Below are 23,685 nucleotides of genomic sequence, written 5' to 3' on the forward strand. Positions count from 1 at the left end.
CGGCTATATGCCCGCCAACGCCGGTTTTTGCCGGCCGAGTGGGTGCGTAGCTCAGTTGGTAGAGCAGCTGACTCTTAATCAGCGGGTCCACAGTTCAATCCTGTGCGCACCCACCAAATTCCTAGAAGACTTGGTGGAAAGACCCTGAAAGCGAGACGCGTCGACGCGTCCCCGGCATTTGTCGATTGCTGTGCGCTACCGTGTGGGCGCCCCGCATCCTCTTGACAATCGGGTTTGCAAGCCATCACAGAACTGCATGATTTTCGGCTGAATTAAAAGGCAATCATGGCCGACCCAAAAAGCGTTTTCGTTTCCTATTCTTGGGACAGCGAAGATCACAAGGTGTGGGTGAGAACCCTAGCTGAACGACTAGTTTCGAATGGCGTTCACGCCTACCTCGATGACTGGGATGTTCAGTACGGCGAAAGCCTTACGCAATTTATGGAAGAAAAGCTTCCTACCGCAGATTTTGTATTCATCGTCTGCACCCCGCAGTACGCAACCAAGTCAACGGCGAGGAAAGGGGGTGTCGGATATGAAGCACAAATCATTTCATCTCACATCGCGGCGTCTATCGAGCGGTCGAAATTTGTACCGATCCTTCGGACCGGCAAACTAGCTCCAGATGATCCAGATTGTGCCATGCCCCCGCATTTTCGTGGGATCAGGGCAATCGATATGCGCGCTGATGATCAGTTCGACACGATGTTCGAGAACCTATTGAGACACGTGTACGGGAAGCCGGCTCTGACCCGGCCGAGCCTTGGTAAGCCACCCTCATATGTACTAGGACATATCGAAAGCTTGCCGATGATCGACCTTGTCCGACTCGCCAATTTCGAAATCGAACATTGGGAATTGCAGAGCGGCGTAGTCCGCAATGAACTGCATCCCGAGACCTTTGAGATACCGAGCGAGGCAACGCGCAGATCGCTCGCTGTGGACGATGTCGTCAAGTTGATGTTTGAATACCGTTATCCGGAGGGCTTTGACGAAGACATCGTCCCTGGCGGTGAGCGGATGTGGGTAAAAATTGTCGGCTTGAATGGCCCATATTTTATCGGGCGATTGAACAACTCGCCCGTCTGCACCGCTGATTGGCATGATCTAGACTATGATAGCCAAGTGGTTTTCCTTCCAGAGCACGTCATCGACTTTGACAAGGGCGGTAAAGATTCCGCCGTCGCCATAGCGGCGCATGAGAAAGCGGACCGCAAGAAATCGACCAAAAAGCATACCGAGGTCGAGCGTCGAACTGGAAATAGGACTCGAGTGAAGAAGTAACTGCGAGCGTCCCCTGCCGTGTGAACATGCCCGGAACCGCTAACTGCGGACCTACTTCTCCGAGACCCCTGCCTCGGCAAAGCTCGCCATCCTTGCATGGCACTCCAGTGCCGAGCGGACGATGTTGACGGCGAGGCAGGCGCCGGAGCCTTCGCCGAGCCGCATGCCGAGATCGAGCAGCGGCGGCAGGTCGAGCGCTTCGAGCAGGCCGCGATGACCCGATTCGGCCGAGACATGGGCCGCGATGGTGTGGGCGAGGCCGGTCGGGTGCAGCCTGGCCAGTGGGGCGGCGGCGGCAGTGCAGACGAAGCCGTCGAGCAGCACGGGTATGCCGAGATGGCGGGCGGCAAGCGTGGCGCCGAAGATGGCGGCGAGTTCGCGGCCGCCGAGTGAAGCGGCAACGCCGAGCGGATCGGTGAGGGCGGCGGCGTGGCGCTTGAGGCCGGCTTCGATGGCGACCACCTTGCGCTTGAGACCGGCATCGTCGACGCCGGTGCCGCGCCCGGTCCATTTTTCCGCGCCACCGCCAAACAGCGCCGCCGAAATGGCGGCCGCCGGCGTGGTGTTGCCGATGCCCATCTCGCCGAAGCAGATCAGGTCGAGGTCTTTCGTCACCGCGTCATAGCCTGCGGAGACGGCGGCGAGAAACGCCGTCTCGTCCATTGCCGGCACTTGCGTGAAGTCACCGGTAGGATGGTCGAGGTCGAGCGGGATGACATCGAGTTCGGCGCCGGCGATGCGGGCGAGCTGGTTGATGGCGGCGCCGCCGCCGGCGAAATTCGCCACCATCTGCACGGTGACCTCGGAGGGGAAAGCCGACACGCCCTGCGCGGTGACGCCGTGGTTGCCGGCGAAGACGAACACCTTCACCCGGTCGAGTTTCGGCATATCGCGGCCCTGCCAGCGCGCCAGCCATGCAGCGATGGTCTCCAGTCGGCCGAGGCTGCCTTGCGGCTTGGTCAGCGTGTCCTGGCGGCGGGCAACGGCCTTTGCGGCCGTATCGCTGCCGGTGGGCAGGTCAAGGCAGGCGGCGCGCAGTTCATCGAGGGATTTGAAGGGCATGGGGGAAAGTCTCCGAAAGGGAATCAGGCCAAAGGGGATTCAGGAAAGGGCTACGGACGCGACGAGCAGCACCGCGATTTCGCTTACCTGCTGCAAGGCGCCGATCGTGTCGCCGGTCTGGCCACCGATCTGGTTGAGGCAAAGAGCATGAAAGGCGGCAAAGAGCAGGCCGAGCAGGATCAGTGCGGCGATCGCGCCGCCGGCACCAAGCAGGAGAAGCGGGATCGCGCCAAGCACGGCGCCGGCGATTGCCGTTTCCAGCGAGACGGTGCCGGCGCCGGCCGAGAGGCCGTCGTCGCGCGCCGGGGGCAAGAGATGCATGAAGGCGCCCAGCACGCCACGCGAGGCGGCGTGGGCGGCAACAAGGGCAAAGAGAGCCTGCGTGGGGTCCACCAATTGCGACAGCGCGCTCCAGCGGATCAGCAGCGACAGGGCCAACGCCATGGCGCCATAGGCGCCGATGCGGCTGTCGCGCATGATCTCCAGTTTGCGGCCGCGCGATTTGCCGCCGCCAAAGCCGTCGGCGACATCGGACAGTCCATCCTCATGCAGGCAGCCGGTGGTGATCACCGTTGCGACAAGGGCAAGGGCTGCTGCCGGGCCCATGGCAAGGCCAAACCGTTCCGCCGTGGCAAAGACGATCGCGCCGATCAGGCCGACGACAAGGCCGGCGATGGGGGCGGCCCAGATCGCGGCGGCAAGGCTTCGGCCGCGAAAATCGAGGTCGGGCAAGGGCAGGCGGGTGAAGAAGACCAGGCAGAGCGCGATGTCGCTAGGGATCTGCCGTGGCGAAAGGGTCATGCTCCGCAGCTTGAGCATGATCTTTTCCGAAAACCGGTCGCCATTTTTCGGCATTTTGCTCTCTAGCCCCTCGCAATGGCGTGGAAAAAGGTGCCGCTGACATGGCCGCGCCGATAGCCGGAAGCGCCGATCGGATTGCCCTGGCCGTCGGCGAGGTCGGCCAAAGGCTCGTCATTGCCGGTAGCCGTCATCTGCGCATAGTGGAATTCGTGGCCACGGATCAGCGCGCCTTGCGCGCCCAACGGGCAATCGGCGCGCAGCCGCGCCTCGCGGTAGCCTAGATTCATCTTGCGCTTGGCGAAGCTGGTGGAATGGCCAAGCAGGCCGAGCATTCCATGCGTTTCACCCGATGCGTCCTCCAGCGCCTCGCCCAGCACCATGAAGCCGCCGCACTCGCCGTGAATGGGCTTCGTCGCGGCGAAGCGCGCCATTCCGGTTTTGAACGTCTCCGCCGCTGCGAGCCGGCCGGCGTGAAGCTCGGGATAGCCGCCCGGCAGCCAGCAGACATCGCAGTCCTGGTCGGGTGCTTCGTCGGCGAGCGGCGAGAACGGAACGATTTCCACGCCGGCCTTGCGCCAGTAGGCGGCGACGTGCGGGTAGAGGAAAGTGAAGGCGGCATCCTCGGCCAGCGCGATGCGTTGGCCGGGCGGCTGCAGCGCGCCGGCGAAGTCGCCAACAGCCGGAGTAAGGGGCGTTGCCAGCCTCATCACGGCATTGAGGTCGAGCGATTTCTCCGCCATGTCAGCCAGCCGGTCGAGATGCGCCATCAGATCATCATACTCGCCGGCCTGGACGAGGCCGAGATGGCGTTCGGGCAAATTGAGCGTTGGATCGCGCAGGATGGCGCCGACGACGGGCAGGCCGATCGCCTCGATAGCGTCGCCGGAGAGCCGCCGGTGGCGCTCGCTGCCCAGCCGGTTGAGCACGACACCGGCCATGCGGACATCCGGATCGTAGGTGGCAAAACCCTTGGCAACGGCCGCCGCCGTGGTCGATTGTCCGGAAACGTCGAGCACCAGCAGCACTGGGAGGCCATAGAGCCGGGCGAGGTCGGCGGCCGAGCCGGTGCGGCCCGGCGCGGCCGGAATGCCGTCGAACAGGCCCATGGCGCTTTCGAGGATGACGAAGTCCGTGTCATCGGCCGCCTGTGCGGCCAGCGCATTGAGCAGCGACGGCGGCATGGCCCAGCTGTCAAGGTTGACGCCGGACAGACCGGTGGCGGCGGTGTGGAAACCGGGATCGATATAGTCCGGGCCGGATTTGGCGCCGCGCACCTTCAGTCCGCGCCGGGTGAGCGCGCGCAAGATGCCGATGGTGACGCTGGTCTTGCCCGAGCCGGAGCGCGGCGCGCCGATGATGATCGCGCGGGCCGTCATGCTTGCCCCGTCAATGCCGCGCGCATGGCGACGATGCCGCCGACGACGATCAGTGCCGGCGAGGCAAGCCCGGCGGCCGCGGCTTCCTCGGCGATGGTGGCCAGCGTGGCGACCACGATCCGTTCCTGCGGTGTGGTGGCGGCGACGATCACCGCCGCCGGTGTCGATGGCGCTAGTCCGCCATCGAGCAATGAGGCTGCGATCAGCGGCAAATTGGCCATGCCCATATAGACCACGACAGGCTGGCCGGTGCGGGCAATCGCTGCCCAATCGATATCGTCATCGGTGCCGGCGGCATGGCCGGTCGCCAGGATCACCGCCTTGTTGATGCCGCGCATGGTCGCCGGGATGCCGGTGGCGGCCAGTGCGCTGAGGCCCGATGTCAGGCCAGGCAGGACACGAAACGGAATGCTTTCCCGCGCCAATGCCAAAGCTTCTTCGCCGCCACGGCCGAAAATATAGGGATCGCCGCCTTTCAGCCTGACGACGCGACGGCCTTCACGCGCCAGCCGCACCAGCAAGGCGGTGATGTCGTCCTGCTTCATCGACGGTTTTCCGCCGCGCTTGCCAGCAAAGAACAGCTCGGCGTTTGCGGCCACCGCGACGACATCAGGCGAGACCAGCGCGTCGTAAACCAGCGCATCCGCCTCTGCGAGCGCCGCCAGCACTTCCAGCGTCAGGCAGCCGGGGTCGCCGGGGCCGGCGCCGGCCAGCCAGACATGGCCCGGCTCCAGCGGTCGCGGCTTGAAGTTCAGCCGCGCGAGCGCCTGTTCGAGCGTGGCGTTTTCGCCGTTGTTTTTGGTGTTGCCGCTCACAATCCGTCCCGTCCGCGAAAACGCCGCTGGTAGTGGGCGTCATACAATGAACTCTCGCCGAACCCTTCCGCCGCCAGCGAGCGGCCGACGAAGATGATCGCCGTGCGCTCCATCGGATCGGCGGCAAGCTGTGCCTCGATGGTTTCCAGCGTTCCGGTCAGCACGCGCTCGTCCGGCCAGGAGGCGCGGAAGACGATCGCCACCGGGCAATCGCCGCCATAGTGCGGCGTCAGCTCTACGACGACGCGGTCGATGGCGTGGATGGCAAGATGGATGGCCAGCGTGGCGCCGGTGCGGCCGAAGCCGGCCAGCGTTTCGCCGGGCGGCATCTTTGACGCCCGGCCGGAGATGCGGGTCAGCACCAGGCTTTGCGCGACTTCGGGAATGGTCAGCTCGCGGCGCAGTGCGGCAGCGGCAGCGGCGAAAGAGGGGACGCCCGGCGTCAGCGTATAAGGGATGCCGTGCTTTTCCAGCCGGCGGATCTGCTCGGCAACGGCGCTCCACACCGAGAGATCGCCGGAATGCAGGCGGGCGACGTCGTGGCCGGCCTTATAAGCATCGAGATACGCCGCCTCGATCTCGTCGAGCGACATCGGCGCGGTGTCGATCAGTTTTGTCCCCGGCGCGCAATGCTGCAGCAATTCGGGCGCGACGATCGAGCCGGCGTGAAGGCAGACCGGACAGGTCGCCAGCAGCCTGGCGCCGCGCAGCGTGATAAGGTCGGCGGCGCCCGGACCGGCGCCGATGAAATGAACGGTCATGGCGCGTCTCCGCTGATGGCGATGGCGCAGGTGACCGGGCCGAGCACGGTGCGAGGGCCGAGCAGTTTTGCACCGGCACCGGCGACGGCAAGGGCTGACGCTTCGGAAACCGATGGCGTTCCGGCGAGTTCTTGCGAGAGGTTGCGCGAGGCGGCCCCCTCATCCGGCCCTTCGGGCCACCTTCTCCCCGTTGGGGAGAAGAGACTGGCGCTCGCGCTGGTAGTCTCCTCTCCCCTCGGGGAGAGGTCAGCCGAGCGAAGCGGAGGCTGGGTGAGGGGGAGCGACGATTCGGAGTTGGCGATATCCACCACTATCACTGGGAGATTGAGCTCACGACCGGCAGCGAAAATGGCCTCTTCGCTGCGCTTGAATTCGGTCGTCGCCAGCGCCGAAAGCGCCGTCATCGCCAGCCCATGCGCTTCCAGCGCGGTTTCTACAGCGGCAAGCACGTCTTCAACGCTCACACCTTTTCGGCTGCCGATGCCCGCGACCATCATGGCTTCACCCAGCTCCACTGCGTGACCGGCATGGCCGGCCGCCATGCCTGCATCGAGCCGACCGGAGACGCGCGAGAGATGTTTATCCGGGTAAGATCGCCACCGAACTTCGTGTGCTGTGCGAGAAGCAGGGCTTCCATCTCCAGCGTCACCGCATTGGCGACCAGGCGGCCACCAGGGCGCAGCACCTTGATGGCCGCCTTCAACACGCGGGTGTCGCTGCCGCCGCCGCCGATGAAAATCGCGTCCGGTGTGTCCAACCCGGCAAGTGCCTTGGGGGCGCTGCCTTCCACCACGACAAGGCCGGGTACGCCGCAGGCGGCGGCGTTGCGATGGATGCGCGCGGCGCGGGTCGGGTCGGCCTCGATGGCAATGGCGCGCATCAAGGGGTGGGCGAGCATCCATTCGATGCCGATGGAGCCGGAGCCGGCGCCGATGTCCCACAGCAATTCGCCGCGCCTCGGCGCCAGCGCCGAAAGGGTGATGGCGCGGATTTCGCGCTTGGTGATCTGGCCGTCATGGTCGAACAGATGGTCGGCAAGCCCAACCGTGAGCGGCAGCACGCGCGCTTGCGGGCTAGAATCAATTTCGATGGCCAGCACGTTGAGCGGATTGATGTTTTTGAGATCGAAGGCATCTGCGCGGGCGATGCGCTGGCTCTCTCTTGGACCGCCCAAAGCCTCCAGGACCGTCAGCCGCGACGCACCGAAATCGAGCTCTGTGAGCAGGCTGGCAATTGCAGCGGGCGCTTCGGCATCCGACGTCAGCGCCAGGATGCGTGCGTTGGGCTGCAACAGCGGCCGGATCAGGTCGAGCGGCCGGCCATGCAGTGAGACGGTCTCGATATCCTGAAGCGCCCAGCCAAGCCGTGCGGCGGCCAGAGAAATGGCCGACGGCGCGGGAATGACATGCATCTCCTGCGGCTTGACCTTGCGGGCAAGGGTGGCACCGACGCCGTGGAAAAACGGATCACCGGAGGCGAGCACGCAGACGTTTCTGCCTGCAAGCGCCAGCACATCGGCCATCTCGGCATCGAAAGGAACCGGCCAGGGACGTGCCTCACCCTTGGCGAAGGACGCGGCAAGCGCCAGATGCCGCTTGCCGCCGAAGATGATCTCCGCCTGGGCAATCCGCTGCTTGGCCTCGTCGCCGAGACCCGCTAAACCGTCCTCGCCAATGCCGATAACGGTAAGCCATCTTGAGTTGAGTTTGGCGCCGCGCGAATCCTTAGCAGGCATGATGACCCACCGCATTCTGATCCTCGGCGGCACCACGGAAGCCCGGCAACTGGCCGGAAGGTTCGCTGTCCGCGCGGATCTCTCCGTCACGCTGTCGCTGGCCGGTCGCACTGAAAACCCGATCGCCCAGAACGTGCCGACAAGGGTCGGCGGCTTTGGTGGTGCTGGCGGGCTGGCGGCCTATCTCAATGACATGCGGATCGACCTGCTGATCGATGCCACGCATCCCTATGCGGCGCGAATCTCCGCCAATGCCGCTCAAGCGGCACGCATGGCCGGCGCGCCGATCTTCGCTCTGCGCCGTCCCGGCTGGGAGCCTGTCGAAGGTGACCGCTGGACGCTGGTCGACGCGGTCGCCGATGCCGTGCATGCGCTTGGACCGGCACAGCGCCGCGTTTTCCTGGCGCTTGGCCGGCAAGAGGTCGCCGCGTTCGAGGCGGCGCCCCAACACCATTATCTCATCCGCAGTGTCGATCCGGTCGAGCCGAAGCTGGCCGTGCGGGATGCGACCTATCTGCTGGCGCGTGGACCGTTTCGGGAGGACGACGAACGGGTGCTGCTCGGAAACCATAGCATCGATGTCGTCGTGTCCAAGAACAGCGGCGGCGCTGCCACCTATGGCAAGATTGCCGCCGCAAGGGCGCTTGGCATCGAGGTGGTCATGGTGCGCAGGCCGGCCTTGCCGGACGTGCCTTCGGCTGAAACCGTCGAAGCGCTGGCCGCGATGGTCGATCATTTTGTCGAGCCCGCTGCCGAGCGCGGCGTGTAGACCAGCGCCGGTCTGTCGCCGCGCTTGATGATCCGGGTTTCCGGCGAGCCGATGATGATGCAGGTCGCCATGTCGGCCTTCTGCGCGTCGACGTCTGCCAGCAGGAACACGTCGATGCGTTCGTCCGGCCGGCCGGCGGCGCGACCGAAGATGACCGGCGTGGTGCCGGGCAGGATTGCGGTCAGGCATTCGAAAGCGCGGCCAAGCTGCCAGGGGCGAGCCTTGCTGATCGGGTTGTAGAGCGCGATGACGAAACCGGCGCCGGCTGCCGCCAGCAGGCGCAGTTCGATCAGGTCCCATGGCTTCAGATTGTCGGACAGCGAGATGGCGCAGAAATCATGGCCGAGCGGCGCGCCGATGCGGGCGGCAACCGCCAGCATGGCAGTGATGCCCGGCACGACGGCGACATCGACGGCGCGCCATTCGGCCGGACCGGCCTCGATTGCCTCGCAGACGGCCGCGGCCATGGCGAACACGCCGGGATCGCCACCGGAAACCACGGCGACATCATGGCCCTCGGCGGCCTTGCTCAAGGCATCCTTGGAGCGGGCGAGCTCTTCGCGATTGTCGGAAGCGACGCGGGTCTGATCCGGGCGCAGTTCCAGCCGGTCGAGGTAGGGCTTGTAGCCATAGAAGAATTTTGCGCCTGCCACGGCGCGGCGGGCCTCCGGAGTGACCTGATCGGCATTGCCGGGCCCGAGGCCGATGACGGTGAGGCGGCCGCTCATGCCTGCGCTCCCAACGCACCGGGGCGGCCGGACCAGCCGGCGACCAGCACGATGGCGAAGTAGGGCGCCTTGTCGTCCTGTTGGTCCGCGAGCTTCATCGCGACGCTGCCGGCCATGGTGCCGCGCTCGACATAGACGGCGCGCGTCAGCTTGCCGGTGGCTTCCAGCGCCCGCCGGATCTTGGGCAGGTTGCGGCCGACCTTCATGATGACGGCGGCATCGGTGTCGGCCAGGCGACGCGTCAGCTCGAACTCGCTCATCGTGCCGGGCAACACGGTCAGTACGTCATCGCCCTGGACGATCGGCACACCGGTCTGCGACCAGCAGCCGGACATGGCGGTGACACCGGGAATGACTTCGGTCGGGAAACGATGGGCGAGGCGCACATGCAGATGCATGTAGGAGCCGTAAAACAGCGGGTCGCCTTCGGACAAGACGGCAACCATCTTGCCGGCTTCGAGGTGTTCGGCGACCTTTTCGGCCGACTCCTCGTAGAAACCCGTGATCTGCGAGCGGTAGTCGTCGTGATCCTTGTCGATCTCGGTGGTGACGGGATAGAGCAGCGGCAGTTCCAGCATGTCCGGCCGGAAGCGCGTTTCAACGATGGCACGCGCATTGCTGTTGTTGCCGCGCTTGGCGAAATAGGCGACGACATCGGCCTCGGCCAAGACCCGCGCGGCCTTCAGCGTCAACAGTTCGGGGTCGCCGGGACCGGTGCCGACGCCGACGAGACGGCCCCTTGGACCGACTTTGGGAAGCGCGTTCACAGGCCGGGCCTCGCCAGCGAATTGAGCGCGGCGGCGGTCATGGCGCTGCCGCCAAGCCTGCCGCGCACGATGGCATAGGGAACGCCATAGGAATTCTCGGCCAGCGCATCCTTGGATTCGGCAGCACCGACGAAGCCGACCGGCATGCCGATGATGGCTGCCGGCTTTGGCGCACCATCGCGCAGTTTTTCCAGCAGATAAAATAGGGCGGTCGGCGCGTTGCCGATGGCAACGACGGAGCCTGCCATGCGTTCGCCCCACAGGTCGATCGCCGCGGCCGAACGGGTGTTACCGATCTGCTTGGCGATGTCGTGCGTGCGCGGGTCGCGCAAGGTGCAGATCACCTCGTTGCCGGCCGGCAGCCTGGCGCGGGTGACACCGTGGGAGACCATCTCCGCGTCGCAGAAGATCGGCGCGCCAGCAGCAAGGGCCTCGCGCGCGGCAGCGACGAAGTCGGGTGAGAAAACGAAATGGCTCGCTGCTTCGACCTGGCCGCAGGCATGGATCATGCGGATGGCGACATCGGCCTCGGCTTCGGAAAAGCGCGAGAGATCAGCCTCGGCGCGGATGATGGCGAAGGAGCGCTCGTAGATCGCCGTGCCGTCGTGGATGTAGTCGTAGGCGGCCATGCTCATTTCCGTTTTTTAGTTGGGGCCTGTCGGTAAGCCTCGGCGATTGCTGCCGGCCCGAGCCTTGTCAGGCAAGCGGCGGCGGTCTCGCCTTGATATCGTGCGCTGCGGATCATTGCCGCGACGCGACTGAAGCCGCGCGCGGCGTCATAGCCCGGCCTGTAGCCGGCAGGAAGAGCCTTTGCCGTCGTGTTCACGACAAGTCCGGCTCCATTTTCGCCGCCGACGATTGTCAGCGCCGCCGGGCCGGGGTGCGCGCAGCCCTTGGCGCAGCCGGAAATGTGCAACGTGAAGTCGAGGATGTCGGCATTTTCGGCGGCGATCGTCTCGGCGATGTCGCGCGTGGCGATGCGGCCGGAGGCGCAGGCAGGGGTACCGGGGCAGGCGGCGATGCGCGTGCGCGGATCGGTGGGAGAGGTGACGAAGCCGAGGGCGGTGGCGGCGTCTTGGAGCGGGTGGTTGGCTGCGGATGGTTGGCCGAGGAAAAGCAGGGCGCGGCCGGGGGCTAGGCGGATTTCGGTGGTGCCGAGGGTGAGGGCGCTTTTTGCGAGGCTGATGATTTTATCGGCTGGCATGCTGCCGAAGGGGAGGCCGATGCCGAGGGCGTGGTCGGCGTTGAGGTTGAAAAGGCCAATTGGCCGGCGATTGCGCTCTACGGCGCCCCCCTCTGTCCTGCCGGACATCTCCCCCACGAGGGGGGAGATTGGCAGTCCAGCCGGCTGCGCTGTTCTTGCGACGGCGGAAGTGTGCTCAGCCCTTTCGGCGTTGGAGATTAGCGAAAGCGGCGATGAGAGCTCAATCTCCCCCCTCGTGGGGGAGATGTCCGGCAGGACAGAGGGGGGCGCCTCGCGCAAACCTGTCAAACATAGCCAACCGGCGAGAGACGCCAATTGCCTCTCGGACAAATCACGCGCATGGGCGTCGCGGCCCTTCTCGGCAACCATTCGGAGAGCAGCGACAGTGATATCGCGCGCTGCATCTTCATCGACCGTCGCAAGTCGCTTCGCGTTTTTGCTGTCACCCGCGACAGACACCTGCCACTGGATTCCGACATCCCTGCGCACCGCATTCAGCCGCACATCGGCCGTCACCGCATGCATCGTCAGTTGCCCACCGCCGTCGACAACCACCGAAACCTTCGGCCCAAGCCGCTGCGTCAGCCCAGCTTCTTCGACCGCCACCCTGATCCGCTCAGCCAAAGGCCGCGGATCGGCAATCTCCTCCGGGTCGATGCCCGCCAGCGGACCGGTCTCGACCGGCACGCCGGTGCGCACCGCAACGCCAAGTGCATCCACCTCCGCCGCCAGCAGCACAGCACTTTCCGATGTCAGCCCGCGTATCTGCAAACTGCCGCGCGCGGTGACTTCCATGATGCCGTTGCCATGCCGCAAGGCGGATTCGGCCAGTCCGATCAAAAGCTTGGGCGACAATCCTCCCGAGATGGGGTTGAGCCGCACCAGCAGGCCATCACCCGTCTGCATCGGCGCCGACAAAGCCGGGCAGGCGCCACGGCGCGAGAAGGCGTTCATGCCGCCACCCCGAGCGCCTCGGCCTCGGCAATCAGCGCGACGAGATCGTCGTCGATGGAATTGCGCAAGGGATGCCAGAGGCCACGCCGGCGCGCCGAGAGAAAACGCTCGGCAATGACCTTCGCGGCAGCGGGGTTTTCGCGCAGGATGAAGGCGCGAACCTCGGGATCGCCGACATAGGCGTCATGCACGGCCTCGATCAAGGCACCCGATATGGCATGGGTGGTTTCGGCGAAACCGACCAGCCGGTCGACCGTTTCGGCGAATTCGGAAGCGCCGCGCGGGCCGTGGCGCATCTGGCCTGATATGAAGCGGGCATTGACGGCGCGGGCGCGCACCACGCGCGACACGGCCTCGCCAACCGAGCGGGGCTTCGGCTTTTGCGGATCTGTCGTGTCGAGCACGATAACGTCGGCATTCCTGCCAAGTGCTGCAAGGGCGGCCGAAAAGCCACCGATGAAGGCGACGTCGGCGGAGCCTTCGAGGATGTCGCGGCCGGGGTCATCGCCGGTGTGGACGAGAAGATCGGCCTCGGCGATGCGGGTTTCGAACGCACCTGGCGCCGAGATGCCTTCGCCGCCGGCACCGCCATAGGCATGCGATGTCGCGTCGAGATAGGCGCGGCCGATCTCTTCGCGTGCCGCCCAGTCGCCACGGGACAAAAGATCCTCAACGCCGGCACCGTAAGTGCCGGGCGAGGTGCCGAAGATGCGCGGGCTGATCTTGCCGTCCGCTCTTGTCTTGGCCGCAAGGGGGTTCTCCGATTCCTCTCCGTCGCGCGCGGCAACGGCGTTGGCGGCAGCATCGATCAGTGCGATCTGGGTCGGGAACATGTCGCGGAACAGGCCCGATATGCGCCAGGTGACGTCGACGCGCGGACGGCCAAGCGCCGCCGGCGGCAGCACTTCGATGCCGGTGATGCGGCCGGTGGCGGCATCCCATTGCGGGCGGCAACCCATCAGGGCCAGGCCTTGCGCGATCTCCTCGCCGCCGGTGCGCAGCGAGGCCGAGCCCCAGAGGTCGATGACCAGCGAACGTGGCCAGTCGCCATGCGATTGCATGTAGCCGCGCACGACTTCTTCCGCCGCCGCCTTGCCCAGATCATAGGCGGTGGGCGTCGGCATGGTGCGTGGATCTGATGTGAACAAATTGCGGCCGGTGGGCAGCACATCGGAGCGGCCACGCGCGGGCGCGCCGGCCGGACCGGCCTTGACGTGGCGGCCATCGAGTGCGGCAAGCAGCGCCGACTTTTCAGCCTCGGCACTTTGGCGGCGCATCGCGTCGGGCTCATCGTCGTGCACGCGGCCATAGATATGCAGGCCATCCTTGATGGCGAAATCCTTGAGGTCGCAGAGCCAGGCATCGATGCGACGCAGCGCTTCGTCGGGCGCGTCGGTCCTGGCGACGCCGGCTTCGGAGGCGAGGCCGGTCTTTTGCGCGGTGTCGACGATCAGCTTGGCCAGTCGGTCGCGGCGGCGGCGGTCGAGCCCGTCGGCCTGGGCATATTCATCGACAAGGCGTTCGAGTTTGTGCTGGTTTTCGTCCAGTCCGGCGCCGGTGAGCGGCGGCGGCAAATGGCCGAGCGTGACGGCGGCGATGCGCCGCTTGGCCTGTGCCGCCTCGCCGGGATTGGAGACGATGAAGGGGTAGATCACGGGCAGTGCGCCGGTAACGATCTCGGGAAAGCAGGTTTGCGACAGCGCGACCGTCTTGCCGGGCAGCCATTCCAGCGTGCCATGGGCGCCGACATGGATCAGGGCGTGGACGCCAAGGGATTTGCGCAGCCATAGGCCGAAGGCGAGCAGGGCGTGGCGCGGCGGCAGCGTTGGATCGTGGTAATCGGCGCGGCGATCGGCGGAGCGGCCGCGGTCGGGGGCGAGTGCGACGGTGATGTTGCCGAAGGTGGCGGCGCGGAAGGGGAAGTTGGCGAGGGTAGGCGCTTGAACACCCCCCTCTGTCCTGCCGGACATCTCCCCCGCAGGGGGGGAGATTACGCTGTCGTCCCTGCCTTCGCCAATCTCCAACGTTGCAAGAATGCCCCTAGCGCCGAAACTGCCAATCTCCCCCCTTGCGGGGGAGATGTCCGGCAGGACAGAGGGGGGTGCCTGGCGCAAACCTATTTTGTCTGCCTCGCCCCAAGCAGCTTCTACTGCAGCCATTGCTGCTGTCGGCAACTCTGCCGAAAAGCCAAGATAGTCCTTAAGCCCCAGCCCATCATCACTCCGCTCCAGTAAATCCAGCAGCTCACGCGGCGATTTCGGAATCCCCTCAACCCCATAACCCTGCTCCTTCAGATCATGCAGCATCGCCAACACGCTGGACGGCACATCGAGGCCAACGGCATAGCCGGTGCGGCCCGGTGCGCTCGGGTAATCCGGGATCAGAATAGCCAGCTTGCGCTCGGCGCGGGGCGTCTCCTGCAGTTTGATGAAGGCGGCCACACGGTCGGCCACCTGCGCCACACGATCCGGTTCCGGTCGATTGGCAAAGGCGCGGTGGCCAAGTGCGGGATCGACATCGCTTTCGCCCTTGAAGGAGATGGCGCCGGCCAGGATGCGGCCGTCGAGTTCAGGCAGCACGACATGCATGGCGAGGTCGGCGGGCGCCAGGCCGCGCTGGTTGTTGTCCCAGACGTCGCGGCGGGTGGTGGCGACGATGACCTGGAAGACGGGGACGCCGGCACGGTCGAACAGGGTTTCGACGCCCGGTTCGGCACCGGAGGCGAAGGCGGTGGCAGTGATGATGGCGGCGGGTTTGAGTGTGGCGAGGGCTGTTTCCACGAAGGCCAGGGATGCCGGGTCCTTGAGGCTGGAGACGAAGATGGGGACTGGGAGCATGCCGCGCTGGCGCAGCGCTTCAAAAAGGGCGTCGATGGGCGCGACATCGGCCGCGAGAAGCATCGAGCGATAGAACAGAATGGGCACGACCTTTCCCTTCCCCTTGAGGGGGAGAGGGACGACGCCGCGTCCGGGCTCGTAGTAGCCAGACTTCGGAACTGCGATAGGGCCGGCGACAACCGTATCCTGTCCAGCCAAACTGGCCAGCCTCTGCACCAGCGCATTCATATTCGCCGGGCCGCCCTCGCGGAAATAGCCGAGCAGGCTATCCAACTCCTCGCGCGGCAGCGTCGAGGCTTCGATCAGCCGAAGATCCTCGTCGTGGCTCTCGCCCGGAAGCAGCGCGAGTTTAATTCCGCGTTCGCGGGAGGTCGAGGCAAGCTGGTCGCAGCCATAGCGCCACCAGTCGTAGCCGCCGAGGATGCGCACCAGGATGATTTTGGCGTGACGGGCGACGCTGTCGATCCAGAGGTCGACGGACATGGGGTGGCGCAGGTCGCGCAGCGCCGCCAGCCGCATCGAGGGCAGGCGGCCGGCATCCGCCTTCCAAGCTGCTGCCAGGCCGGCGAGGTCGCTGTCGGTGAAGGACAGGGCCACGATATCCGCCGGCGTCTGCCGCAGATCGACCGGCTCGGCGAGATCGTCGAGCGAGGCGGAGGTCGTGGTGAGGATATGCATCGCGGTCTAGCGCGGTTCACCGTTTCACGGAACGGCGAACCGCTCTATCTCCTTGTTTTTACGCAATTCCTGTGGGAAAACCGTGAAACACTTTTCCTGGAATTGCTAGGGCGGTTTGCGTCAGCCGGCGAGTATACGCTCGATTGCCGGGCGGTTCAGCCCCTTGAGGCCAATGACGACCAGGCGCGAGCGGCGGTCGTCCTCAGCCGTCCAGGCGCGGTCGTAGTAATGGTTGACGCGCGGGCCGACGGCCTGCAGCAGGAGCCGCATCGGCTTGCCGCCGACCTCGACGAAGCCTTTCACGCGCAGCACGTTTTCCTGTTCGGCGGCGGTGGCGACGCGCTTTGCCAGTTCGTCCGGATTGGCGACCGAGGCAATGTCGACAATGAAGGTGTCGAAGTCATCATGCTCGTGGTCGAAGGCACCGTCATGATGGGACTTGCGGTTCTCGATGTCGTCCTCGACGGCGAGACCGAGCCCGAGCAGCACGGAAGGATCGACCTTGCCATGCGACGTCGGCACGATCTTCACGGCGCGGGCGGAGTGTTCGCCAATGATGGCGTTGGCGCGCGCCGAACCGGCGGCGTCCATCAGGTCGCTCTTCGACAGGATGATCAGGTCGGCGCAGGCGATCTGGTCCTCGAACACTTCCTCGACAGGGTCGTCATGGTCGAGGCTCTCATCCCCAGCGCGCTGCGCCTGCAGGGCATCCATGTCGTTGGCGACGCGGCCCTCGGCGAGCGCCGGGCCGTCGACCACGGCGATCACGCCATCGACGGTCACGCGGCTCTTCACCGTCGGCCACTGGAAAGCCTGGACCAGCGGCTTGGGCAGAGCGAGGCCCGAGGTCTCGATCAGGATATGGTCGACCTTCGGCGTCAGCGACAGGATTTTGTCGAGCGCCGGCACGAAATCGTCGGCCACGGTGCAGCAGATGCAGCCATTGGCCAGTTCGACGATGTTTTCCTCCGGGCAGGTGTCGATGCCGCAACCTTTGAGGATCTCGCCGTCGATGCCGATGTCGCCGAACTCGTTGACGATGATCGCAATGCGCTTGCCGCCAGCGTTTTCCAGGAGGTGGCGGACCAGCGTCGTCTTGCCGGCGCCGAGAAAGCCGGTGACGACGGTGCAGGGAACACGGGAGACGGAAGCGGTCATGGTTAGTCCTTCAGCATGTCGAGAGGTGGAATGCGGGCAACGAGGCCGCGCTTGAGCGAACCAGGCCGGCCCCGCCAGGGAATGAGGCCATCGGTCGAGGTGGCGAAGAGTTTGGCGCCGGTAACGAGGTCGGCGCCGCTGGCCGCGGTCAGGTCGCCGAACACATAGCTCCAGCAGCCATCACGCAGGATCGCAGCGCTGAGGCGGCGCTTGCAATTACCGAGGCATTCTACCGCGCGGACGCGGATATGGTCGTCAGACGCTGCACGGCGCGTGTCATCAGCCAGCAGTTCGCCGGCGCGGGGATGGGCGTCGGAGCCGGTTTCGTCACGACAGGAGGCGCAGACGATGATCGTGACGCCGGCCAAGGCTTCGCTGTCGGCGGACGAGATATCCGCTGTGCCAGCCGAAAAACTGCTGTTCTGGTCCAAAAAGCCGGGCTCCTTGCCCGGAAACCCGCCGGGCGATCGGATTCTTTTGTCGCAGACGGCAGGTCTCCTGGCTCGCGGGTCATCGCCTTGGGTGCCGCCTTCCCGGGAATCCCCAGTGGCTTTCGGCCTTGGCTCTTCGCTTACAGTTGCGGGGACAGCCGCGGATTTGAGATTTTCATCCCGCACCGCATTCCCTCTTAGCCCCTGCCGTTGCGGGCAAGGGACCGTCTGGAGCGGATTTAGGCTTTTGCGGGCAGTGGAGTCAACGCGGGCTTACGACACGGCGATGTCGGCCAGCGCCGGACCCAGATCACCGACCGGCGTTACTTCGATGCGTTCAAGACCAAGCCAGCCCTGCATCTGCTTAAGTTCCTCGAAGAGTTGCGCCGCTGTTTCAGGCGGTGCGCCGGGCTCGGGGTAGGCCGCGTGCACGCGCAGGACGCTCGCTGGTCGGTCGGCCTTGAGATCGACGCGTGCGACGATCCTGTCGCCGAGCAGGAAGGGCAGGACGTAATAGCCGTACTGCCGCTTCTCGGCCGGGGTGTAGATTTCGATGCGGTAGTGGAAGTCGAACAGCCGCTCCGAGCGCGAGCGTTCGAAGACGACCGGATCGAACGGTGCCAGCAAGGCGCGCGCCTCGATTTTTCGGGGCAAGCGCGCGTCCTTATGGAGGTAAGCCGGCTTGTCCCAGCCCTCGACCCGCACCGGCACCAACTCGCCGGCCTCGACCAGTTCCTCCAACCGCCCCTTCATGTCGGCCGGCGACAGCCGAAAGTAGTCGCGCAGGTCGCCCGATGTCGCGATGCCATGGGCGCGGGCGGAGATGCGCAGCAATTCGCGGTGCGCGTCCCCGGCTGATGGCACCGGCAGATCGAGGATCGCCTGCGGCAGCACGCGTCCCGGCAGGTCGTAGAAGCGCTCGAAGCCGCGGCGATGTGCCGTGGTGATGCGCCCGGCCCAGAACAGCCATTCGAAGGCGTGCTTGGCATGGCTCCAGCCCCACCAGCCGCCCGAACCCTTCTGGCCTTCCAGCGCGGAAGCAGCGATCGGGCCGCGCGCGACGACCTCGCGGTAGATCTCTTCTATATAGGCGGCATGCTCGCGGCCCCATTTGGCCAGCCCCAGATACATCTCGTCGCCTTGCTCGGCGCGCTGCATGCGCCAACGCATCAGCGGATAGGTCTCGACCGGCAGGAACGAGGCCTCGTGCGCCCAGTATTCGAAGACCGTGCGCTTGCGCGTCACGGCGGCGTTGTCGAGCAGAGCGAGCGGGTAGGGCCCCAGGCGCGAATAAGGCGGCATATAGTGAGCGCGCACCACCGCGCTGACGGAATCGATCTGCAGCAGGCCGGTGCGGGAGAGCACGCGGGCGAAGTGGCGGCGGTCGGGTGTGCCATTTGGACGGGGATCGAGAAATCCTTGAGCAGCGAGTGCTATGCGCCGAGCCATGGCAAGGGAGATCTTTTCCTTCATTCGGTGTCACTCTGAGGGTGATGGGATCGGCGGTTTGATGGGTGATTCCAGGCCATGCTAGCAGGGTTTTGGCGGCAACCCTGTCAGGAGAGAAAAGTGGAGTAAAAAGCGAAGGAAATCAAACAGGAGCGGATCGGACCAGTTTCTTCGGATATGCCGTCCAGCACTGCGTTTTGAACAAGGTTTGACTTGCTTCGCTGGAAGTGCTGCGCTAACCCTCGCCGCGTTGCAGCATAGGCCCCTTAAAACGGTTCAGCGGTTAATCTGTCACGCTTCCGCATTAAGGTCCGGTGCTGTAATCAAAGTGGATTGGCGCCAACGGAAAACCGCTGCATGAACGCACTCCTCAGTTCGTACCTGCCCATCGTCCTGTTCATTGGCGTGGCGCTGGTCGTCGGCCTGGCGCTGCTGGCCGCACCGTTCCTGGTGGCCTATCGCAATCCCGATCCTGAAAAGCTTTCCGCCTACGAGTGCGGTTTCAACTCGTTCGACGACGCCCGCATGAAATTCGACATCCGCTTCTACCTGGTGTCGATCCTGTTCATCATCTTCGACCTGGAAGTGGCCTTCCTGTTTCCGTGGGCCGTATCCTTCTCGAAGATCGGCATGCTCGGCTTCTGGTCGATGATGGTGTTTTTGGCAGTGCTGACCATCGGCTTTGCCTATGAATGGAAAAAAGGAGCGCTGGAATGGGATTGAACGACAGTTCAGGCACCCTCGTCGCGCCGAAGCCGAAGGGCATCATCGATCCCAACACCGGCAGGCCGGTGGGGGAGGACGATCCCTTCTTCCTCGAAATCAACAATGAGCTTGCCGACAAGGGTTTTCTGGTCACCTCGACCGAGGCGCTGATCACCTGGGCGCGCAGCGGCTCGCTGATGTTCATGACCTTCGGTCTTGCGTGCTGCGCGGTCGAGATGATCCACACCTCGATGCCGCGCTATGACTCGGAGCGCTTCGGCGTCGCGCCGCGCGCGTCTCCGCGCCAGTCCGACATCATGATCGTCGCCGGCACGCTGACCAACAAGATGGCGCCGGCGCTGCGCAAGGTCTACGACCAGATGCCGGAGCCGCGCTACGTCATCTCGATGGGCTCGTGCGCCAATGGCGGCGGCTATTACCACTATTCCTATTCGGTGGTGCGCGGCTGCGACCGCATCGTGCCGGTCGACATCTACGTGCCCGGCTGCCCGCCGAGCGCCGAAGCCCTGCTCTACGGCATTCTTCTCCTGCAGAAGAAAATCCGCCGCACCGGCACGATCGAACGGTAAATCCATGGCCGCATCCCTTAGCGAACTGTCGACCTATCTCGGCGAGAAGCTGATCGGCCGTGTCACTGACGCGGCGATCGCCTATGGCGAGCTCACCGTTCATGTCGAACCACGCGACCTCATCGAAGTGGTGACCTTCCTGCGCGACGATGCGCGCTGCCAGTTCATCTCGATCATCGATGTCTGCGGCGCCGATTATCCGTCGCGCGCCAAGCGCTTCGACGTCGTTTATCACCTGCTTTCGCCGAAACAGAATGTGCGCATCCGCGTCAAGGTGCAGGCCGACGAAGAGACGATGGTGCCGTCGATCACCGGCGTTTTCCCGGGTGCCGACTGGTTCGAGCGCGAGACCTACGATCTCTATGGCGTGCTGTTCTCGGGCCATCCGGACCTGCGCCGCCTGCTGACCGATTACGGCTTCGAAGGCCATCCGCTGCGCAAGGATTTCCCGCTGACCGGCTTCGTTGAAGTGCGCTACGACGACGAAGCCAAGCGCGTCATCTACGAGCCGGTGGAATTGAAGCAGGAATTCAGGAACTTCGACTTTTTGAGCCCGTGGGAGGGAACTGATTACGTTCTTCCCGGGGACGAAAAAGCGAAACAGTGAGTAGGGAAGTAGTGAGCAGTCAGTAGGGAAAGAGTTGGAGCAACGGATCGAATCTTATCGCGACTTGAAGGTGTGGCAGTCGGCGATGACGCTCGCTGAAGATTGTTATCGTTTCACCAAAGAGTTTCCGAGGGATGAGATTTACGGCATGACCTCTCAGATGCGCCGATCGGCGGTTTCGATCGCGGCGAACATCGCAGAAGGATACGGTCGGGAAAACAGAGGGTCGTTCATTCAGTTTTTGCGCATGGCGCAAGGATCGTTGAAGGAACTGGAAACGCACGTACTGCTGGCATGCCGGGTTGGGCTGTTACGAAAAGACAATGAGATTGAACTGCTGCTGCGATGGGAAGAGATTGGAAAAATGATGAGATCTCTTATCCGAACGGTGCAGGCAAAGCAGGCGGAATGAAGCAGGCATTGAGATTGATGATCACTACTCACTACTCACTACTGACTCTTCGCCAGAGGCGCCACAATGGCTGAAACCTCCGTCCGCAATTTCAACATCAATTTCGGGCCGCAACACCCTGCGGCGCATGGCGTTTTGCGTCTCGTGCTGGAGCTGGACGGTGAAGTCGTCGATCGCGTCGATCCGCATATCGGACTTTTGCATCGCGGCACCGAAAAGCTGATCGAGGCAAAAACCTATCTGCAGGCGGTGCCTTATCTCGACCGGCTCGACTATTGCGCGCCGATGAACCAGGAGCATGCCTTTGCGCTCGCCGCCGAGCGCCTGCTCGGTATCGAGGTACCAAGACGCGGCCAGTTGATCCGCGTGCTTTATTGCGAGATCGGCCGCATCATGTCGCACATCCTCAATGTGACGACGCAGGCGATGGACGTCGGTGCGCTGACGCCGCCGCTGTGGGGCTTCGTCGAACGCGAAAAGCTGATGGTGTTCTATGAGCGGGCTTCCGGCTCGCGCATGCACGCCGCCTATTTCCGCCCCGGCGGCGTCCACCAGGACCTGCCGCGCCAACTGGTTGAAGACATCGGCAAGTGGATCGACCCGTTCCTGAAGTCGATCGATGACCTCGATCGTCTGCTGACCGGCAACCGTATCTTCAAGCAGCGCAATGTCGATATCGGCATTGTTTCGCTGGCCGATGCCTGGGCCTGGGGTTTTTCGGGTGTCATGGTGCGCGGCTCGGGCGCGGCCTGGGACCTGCGCAAGTCGCAGCCCTATGAATGCTATTCGGAAATGGACTTCGACATTCCGATCGGCAAGAACGGCGATTGCTACGACCGTTATCTCGTGCGCATGGAAGAAATGCGCCAGTCGGCGCGGATCATGCGCCAGTGCGTCGATTTGCTGCTCGGCAAAGAAAGCACCGGTCCGGTGTCGAACCTCGACGGCAAGGTCGTGCCGCCGAAGCGCCAGGCAATGAAGCGCTCGATGGAAGCGCTGATCCATCACTTCAAGCTCTACACCGAGGGCTATCGCGTGCCGGCCGGCGAGGTCTACGCCGCCGTGGAGGCGCCGAAGGGCGAGTTCGGCGTCTATCTCGTCTCCGACGGCTCCAACAAGCCCTACCGCTGCAAGCTGCGCGCGCCCGGTTTCGCACATCTACAAGCCATGGATTTCCTTTGCCGTGGCCACATGCTGGCCGACGTCACCGCCGTTCTCGGCTCCCTCGACATCGTGTTTGGTGAGGTCGATCGCTAAATGTCAGTCCGCCGTCTCGCAGAAGCAAGCGTCCAGCCAGCATCCTTCGCCTTCAACCGGGCGAACGCGGCAGCGGCGAAGCAATGGATCAAGAAATACCCGAAGGGCCGCGAGCAGTCGGCGATCATTCCGTTGTTGATGATCGCGCAGGAGCAGGAAGGCTGGGTCACCAAGGCGGCGATCGAGACGATTTCCGACATGCTTGGCATGCCCCGAATTCGCGGGCTCGAGGTCGCGACGTTCTACACGCAGTATCAGCTCAATCCCGTTGGTACCCGCGCGCACATCCAGGTTTGTGGCACCACGCCCTGTATGCTGCGCGGCTCGGAAGCGCTGATGGATGTCTGCCGTTCAAAGATTCATCACGACCAGTTCCACACCAACGACAAGGGCACCTTGTCGTGGGAAGAGGTCGAATGCCTTGGCGCCTGCGTCAACGCACCGATGGTGATGGTTTTCAAGGATACGTTCGAGGATCTGACGCCGGAACGGCTGGCTGAGATCATCGATCTCTATGACGCGGGCAAGGGTGCCTCGGTGGCGCCGGGACCGCAGAACGGCCGTACCGGCTCGGAGCCGGCCTCCGGCCTGACGACGCTGAAGAGCGAAAAGGCGATCCTCAAGTCGACCCGTGACAGGGAGGCCAGGGAAGCAGCCAAGGCCGCTAAGGAAGCGGCGGCAACCGCTTCGGCCGCGCCCGCGCCGGTTGCTCCCGCAGCGCAGGCCCCGGCTGCCGCTCCTGTCGCGCCGTCCAATGCCGGCAAGCCGAAGACCGACGCGCCTGAAACCAGCCCGGCCTTGAAGACGCCTTCGGCAACCAAGGTGGCGCCGGCGGCGGAGAAGGCGGCGAGCGTTTCGGCACCACCGCATTCGGCCGCCAACGCCAACACGGCAGCGCCGGAAGTCGAGAAGGTCTCCAAGCAGCGCAATGGGCCGACGGCCAAGGCCGAACCGGCCGCCGCATTCAAGGCGCCGGAAACCAAGACGCCAGCCGCAAAGCCGGCGAAACCGTCGCTGGAGGACAAGAACCGTCCGGCCGGTATCGACAGGCCGGCCACGGTCGACGATCTCAAGCTGATCTCCGGCGTCGGCCCGAAGATCGAGGGCATCCTGCACACGCTGGGCATTTTCACCTTCGCGCAGGTCGCTTCCTGGAAGAAGGCCGAACGCGAGTGGGTGGACGGCTATCTCAGCTTCCACGGCCGCATCGACCGCGACGACTGGGTTAAGCAGGCCAAGGCGCTCGCCAAGGGCGGCGTCGCCGAATACATCCGCGTTTTCGGCAAGAAGCCGGTCTGAGGGACG

General features: G+C 64.5%; 23 protein-coding genes, 1 tRNA gene and 1 riboswitch. Of the genes, 9 read left to right on the top strand and 15 right to left on the bottom strand.

Features of this window, described 5'->3' with window-relative positions; translation table 11 throughout:
• Positions 1-40: 40 nt before the first annotated feature.
• Both DBIPINDM_RS32635 and DBIPINDM_RS32640 read left to right on the top strand, forming a co-directional pair.
• Positions 41-116: transfer RNA gene (locus DBIPINDM_RS32635), tRNA-Lys, on the top strand.
• A 169-nt stretch (positions 117-285) separates the two neighbouring features.
• Positions 286-1,284 carry a TIR domain-containing protein gene (locus DBIPINDM_RS32640; RefSeq protein WP_258583058.1) on the top strand — a complete coding sequence of 333 codons (999 nt, stop codon included), beginning with the start codon at positions 286-288 and terminating at the stop codon, positions 1,282-1,284.
• A 51-nt stretch (positions 1,285-1,335) separates the two neighbouring features.
• Here DBIPINDM_RS32640 and cobT read toward each other — a convergent pair whose 3' ends face one another.
• Genes cobT through cbiE form a run of 7 tightly spaced genes read right to left on the bottom strand, consistent with a single transcriptional unit; the run spans position 1,336 to position 7,834 of the window.
• Complete coding sequence (gene cobT / locus DBIPINDM_RS32645) at positions 1,336-2,346, bottom strand: nicotinate-nucleotide--dimethylbenzimidazole phosphoribosyltransferase (RefSeq protein WP_258583059.1); 1,011 nt, start codon at positions 2,344-2,346, stop codon at positions 1,336-1,338.
• A 39-nt stretch (positions 2,347-2,385) separates the two neighbouring features.
• The gene (gene cobS / locus DBIPINDM_RS32650) at positions 2,386-3,165 is read right to left on the bottom strand and encodes an adenosylcobinamide-GDP ribazoletransferase (protein ID WP_258589400.1); all 780 of its coding nucleotides are present in this window, start codon (positions 3,163-3,165) and stop codon (positions 2,386-2,388) included.
• Positions 3,166-3,209: 44 nt separating this feature from the next.
• Positions 3,210-4,523 (bottom strand): cobyrinate a,c-diamide synthase, encoded by a 1,314-nt coding sequence (locus tag DBIPINDM_RS32655; protein WP_258583060.1) that lies wholly within the window; start codon positions 4,521-4,523, stop codon positions 3,210-3,212.
• A complete protein-coding gene (cobA, locus tag DBIPINDM_RS32660) occupies positions 4,520-5,338 on the bottom strand; it encodes a uroporphyrinogen-III C-methyltransferase (RefSeq protein WP_258583061.1) in 819 nt (272 codons plus the stop codon). Before cobA ends, DBIPINDM_RS32655 begins: the two co-directional genes overlap by 4 nt.
• Positions 5,335-6,099, bottom strand: a complete 765-nt coding sequence (gene cobM, locus DBIPINDM_RS32665; protein ID WP_258583062.1) for a precorrin-4 C(11)-methyltransferase — start codon at positions 6,097-6,099, stop codon at positions 5,335-5,337. Before cobM ends, cobA begins: the two co-directional genes overlap by 4 nt.
• Positions 6,096-6,596 carry a cobalamin biosynthesis protein gene (locus DBIPINDM_RS32670; protein ID WP_258583063.1) on the bottom strand — a complete coding sequence of 167 codons (501 nt, stop codon included), beginning with the start codon at positions 6,594-6,596 and terminating at the stop codon, positions 6,096-6,098. The genes cobM and DBIPINDM_RS32670 overlap by 4 nt, the downstream gene beginning before the upstream one ends.
• On the bottom strand, positions 6,593-7,834 hold the full coding sequence (cbiE, locus tag DBIPINDM_RS32675) for a precorrin-6y C5,15-methyltransferase (decarboxylating) subunit CbiE (protein ID WP_258583064.1): 1,242 nt from the start codon (positions 7,832-7,834) through the stop codon (positions 6,593-6,595). The genes DBIPINDM_RS32670 and cbiE overlap by 4 nt, the downstream gene beginning before the upstream one ends.
• Position 7,835: 1 nt before the next feature.
• Here cbiE and DBIPINDM_RS32680 point away from each other — a divergent pair, with 1 nt between their 5' ends.
• Positions 7,836-8,603: a cobalt-precorrin-6A reductase gene (locus tag DBIPINDM_RS32680; RefSeq protein ID WP_258583065.1), complete on the top strand. Its 768-nt coding sequence runs from the start codon at positions 7,836-7,838 to the stop codon at positions 8,601-8,603.
• Here DBIPINDM_RS32680 and DBIPINDM_RS32685 read toward each other — a convergent pair.
• The 8 genes from DBIPINDM_RS32685 to DBIPINDM_RS32720 form a co-directional block, all read right to left on the bottom strand.
• Entirely contained in the window at positions 8,567-9,331 is a 765-nt protein-coding gene (locus DBIPINDM_RS32685; protein ID WP_258583066.1) for a precorrin-3B C(17)-methyltransferase, read from the bottom strand. The genes DBIPINDM_RS32680 and DBIPINDM_RS32685 overlap by 37 nt on opposite strands.
• On the bottom strand, positions 9,328-10,098 hold the full coding sequence (locus tag DBIPINDM_RS32690; RefSeq protein WP_258583067.1) for a precorrin-2 C(20)-methyltransferase: 771 nt from the start codon (positions 10,096-10,098) through the stop codon (positions 9,328-9,330). Before DBIPINDM_RS32690 ends, DBIPINDM_RS32685 begins: the two co-directional genes overlap by 4 nt.
• The gene (locus DBIPINDM_RS32695; protein WP_258583068.1) at positions 10,095-10,727 is read right to left on the bottom strand and encodes a precorrin-8X methylmutase; all 633 of its coding nucleotides are present in this window, start codon (positions 10,725-10,727) and stop codon (positions 10,095-10,097) included. The genes DBIPINDM_RS32690 and DBIPINDM_RS32695 overlap by 4 nt, the downstream gene beginning before the upstream one ends.
• A 2-nt stretch (positions 10,728-10,729) precedes the next feature.
• Positions 10,730-12,256, bottom strand: coding sequence for a precorrin-3B synthase (gene cobG / locus DBIPINDM_RS32700; RefSeq protein ID WP_416361725.1), 1,527 nt, complete (start codon positions 12,254-12,256; stop codon positions 10,730-10,732).
• Entirely contained in the window at positions 12,253-15,771 is a 3,519-nt protein-coding gene (locus DBIPINDM_RS32705; RefSeq protein WP_258583069.1) for a cobaltochelatase subunit CobN, read from the bottom strand. The genes cobG and DBIPINDM_RS32705 overlap by 4 nt, the downstream gene beginning before the upstream one ends.
• A 120-nt stretch (positions 15,772-15,891) precedes the next feature.
• The gene (gene cobW / locus DBIPINDM_RS32710) at positions 15,892-16,929 is read right to left on the bottom strand and encodes a cobalamin biosynthesis protein CobW (protein ID WP_258583070.1); all 1,038 of its coding nucleotides are present in this window, start codon (positions 16,927-16,929) and stop codon (positions 15,892-15,894) included.
• Between the two features lie 2 nt (positions 16,930-16,931).
• Complete coding sequence (locus tag DBIPINDM_RS32715; RefSeq protein WP_258583071.1) at positions 16,932-17,360, bottom strand: DUF1636 family protein; 429 nt, start codon at positions 17,358-17,360, stop codon at positions 16,932-16,934.
• Positions 17,361-17,399: 39 nt separating this feature from the next.
• Positions 17,400-17,604: riboswitch (cobalamin riboswitch) on the bottom strand.
• 29 nt (positions 17,605-17,633) lie between these two features.
• Positions 17,634-18,833, bottom strand: a complete 1,200-nt coding sequence (locus DBIPINDM_RS32720; protein ID WP_258583072.1) for a winged helix-turn-helix domain-containing protein — start codon at positions 18,831-18,833, stop codon at positions 17,634-17,636.
• Positions 18,834-19,166: 333 nt separating this feature from the next.
• Between DBIPINDM_RS32720 and DBIPINDM_RS32725 the strand changes: the two genes are divergently transcribed.
• The 6 genes from DBIPINDM_RS32725 (at position 19,167) to DBIPINDM_RS32750 (ending at position 23,679) form a co-directional block, all read left to right on the top strand.
• Positions 19,167-19,532 (top strand): NADH-quinone oxidoreductase subunit A, encoded by a 366-nt coding sequence (locus DBIPINDM_RS32725; RefSeq protein WP_010910112.1) that lies wholly within the window; start codon positions 19,167-19,169, stop codon positions 19,530-19,532.
• Entirely contained in the window at positions 19,523-20,104 is a 582-nt protein-coding gene (locus tag DBIPINDM_RS32730; protein WP_013531090.1) for a NuoB/complex I 20 kDa subunit family protein, read from the top strand. The genes DBIPINDM_RS32725 and DBIPINDM_RS32730 overlap by 10 nt, the downstream gene beginning before the upstream one ends.
• A 4-nt stretch (positions 20,105-20,108) precedes the next feature.
• Positions 20,109-20,711: an NADH-quinone oxidoreductase subunit C gene (locus DBIPINDM_RS32735; protein ID WP_258583073.1), complete on the top strand. Its 603-nt coding sequence runs from the start codon at positions 20,109-20,111 to the stop codon at positions 20,709-20,711.
• A gap of 85 nt (positions 20,712-20,796) precedes the next feature.
• Entirely contained in the window at positions 20,797-21,123 is a 327-nt protein-coding gene (locus tag DBIPINDM_RS32740; protein WP_258583074.1) for a four helix bundle protein, read from the top strand.
• Between the two features lie 66 nt (positions 21,124-21,189).
• On the top strand, positions 21,190-22,380 hold the full coding sequence (locus tag DBIPINDM_RS32745) for an NADH-quinone oxidoreductase subunit D (protein ID WP_258583075.1): 1,191 nt from the start codon (positions 21,190-21,192) through the stop codon (positions 22,378-22,380).
• Positions 22,381-23,679 carry an NADH-quinone oxidoreductase subunit E gene (locus DBIPINDM_RS32750; protein ID WP_258583076.1) on the top strand — a complete coding sequence of 433 codons (1,299 nt, stop codon included), beginning with the start codon at positions 22,381-22,383 and terminating at the stop codon, positions 23,677-23,679.
• Positions 23,680-23,685 lie beyond the last annotated feature (6 nt).

It is taken from the genome of Mesorhizobium sp. AR02, assembly GCF_024746835.1.
Lineage (GTDB): Bacteria > Pseudomonadota > Alphaproteobacteria > Rhizobiales > Rhizobiaceae > Mesorhizobium.

Excerpts from the sequence above, each read along its gene's own strand:
- DBIPINDM_RS32740 (WP_258583074.1), top strand. The coding sequence starts at position 20,797 with ATGACGCTCGCTGAAGATTGTTATCGTTTCACCAAAGAGTTTCCGAGG.
- cobG (WP_416361725.1), bottom strand. The coding sequence starts at position 12,256 with ATGAACGCCTTCTCGCGCCGTGGCGCCTGCCCGGCTTTGTCGGCGCCG.
- cobT (WP_258583059.1), bottom strand. The coding sequence starts at position 2,346 with ATGCCCTTCAAATCCCTCGATGAACTGCGCGCCGCCTGCCTTGACCTG.
- cobM (WP_258583062.1), bottom strand. The coding sequence starts at position 6,099 with ATGACCGTTCATTTCATCGGCGCCGGTCCGGGCGCCGCCGACCTTATC.
- DBIPINDM_RS32670 (WP_258583063.1), bottom strand. The coding sequence starts at position 6,596 with ATGATGGTCGCGGGCATCGGCAGCCGAAAAGGTGTGAGCGTTGAAGAC.
- DBIPINDM_RS32735 (WP_258583073.1), top strand. The coding sequence starts at position 20,109 with ATGGCCGCATCCCTTAGCGAACTGTCGACCTATCTCGGCGAGAAGCTG.
- cbiE (WP_258583064.1), bottom strand. The coding sequence starts at position 7,834 with ATGCCTGCTAAGGATTCGCGCGGCGCCAAACTCAACTCAAGATGGCTT.
- DBIPINDM_RS32655 (WP_258583060.1), bottom strand. The coding sequence starts at position 4,523 with ATGACGGCCCGCGCGATCATCATCGGCGCGCCGCGCTCCGGCTCGGGC.
- DBIPINDM_RS32685 (WP_258583066.1), bottom strand. The coding sequence starts at position 9,331 with ATGAGCGGCCGCCTCACCGTCATCGGCCTCGGGCCCGGCAATGCCGAT.
- DBIPINDM_RS32680 (WP_258583065.1), top strand. The coding sequence starts at position 7,836 with ATGACCCACCGCATTCTGATCCTCGGCGGCACCACGGAAGCCCGGCAA.
- DBIPINDM_RS32730 (WP_013531090.1), top strand. The coding sequence starts at position 19,523 with ATGGGATTGAACGACAGTTCAGGCACCCTCGTCGCGCCGAAGCCGAAG.
- cobS (WP_258589400.1), bottom strand. The coding sequence starts at position 3,165 with ATGCTCAAGCTGCGGAGCATGACCCTTTCGCCACGGCAGATCCCTAGC.
- DBIPINDM_RS32720 (WP_258583072.1), bottom strand. The coding sequence starts at position 18,833 with ATGAAGGAAAAGATCTCCCTTGCCATGGCTCGGCGCATAGCACTCGCT.
- DBIPINDM_RS32695 (WP_258583068.1), bottom strand. The coding sequence starts at position 10,727 with ATGGCCGCCTACGACTACATCCACGACGGCACGGCGATCTACGAGCGC.
- cobW (WP_258583070.1), bottom strand. The coding sequence starts at position 16,929 with ATGACCGCTTCCGTCTCCCGTGTTCCCTGCACCGTCGTCACCGGCTTT.
- DBIPINDM_RS32745 (WP_258583075.1), top strand. The coding sequence starts at position 21,190 with ATGGCTGAAACCTCCGTCCGCAATTTCAACATCAATTTCGGGCCGCAA.
- DBIPINDM_RS32750 (WP_258583076.1), top strand. The coding sequence starts at position 22,381 with ATGTCAGTCCGCCGTCTCGCAGAAGCAAGCGTCCAGCCAGCATCCTTC.
- DBIPINDM_RS32705 (WP_258583069.1), bottom strand. The coding sequence starts at position 15,771 with ATGCATATCCTCACCACGACCTCCGCCTCGCTCGACGATCTCGCCGAG.
- DBIPINDM_RS32640 (WP_258583058.1), top strand. The coding sequence starts at position 286 with ATGGCCGACCCAAAAAGCGTTTTCGTTTCCTATTCTTGGGACAGCGAA.
- DBIPINDM_RS32725 (WP_010910112.1), top strand. The coding sequence starts at position 19,167 with ATGAACGCACTCCTCAGTTCGTACCTGCCCATCGTCCTGTTCATTGGC.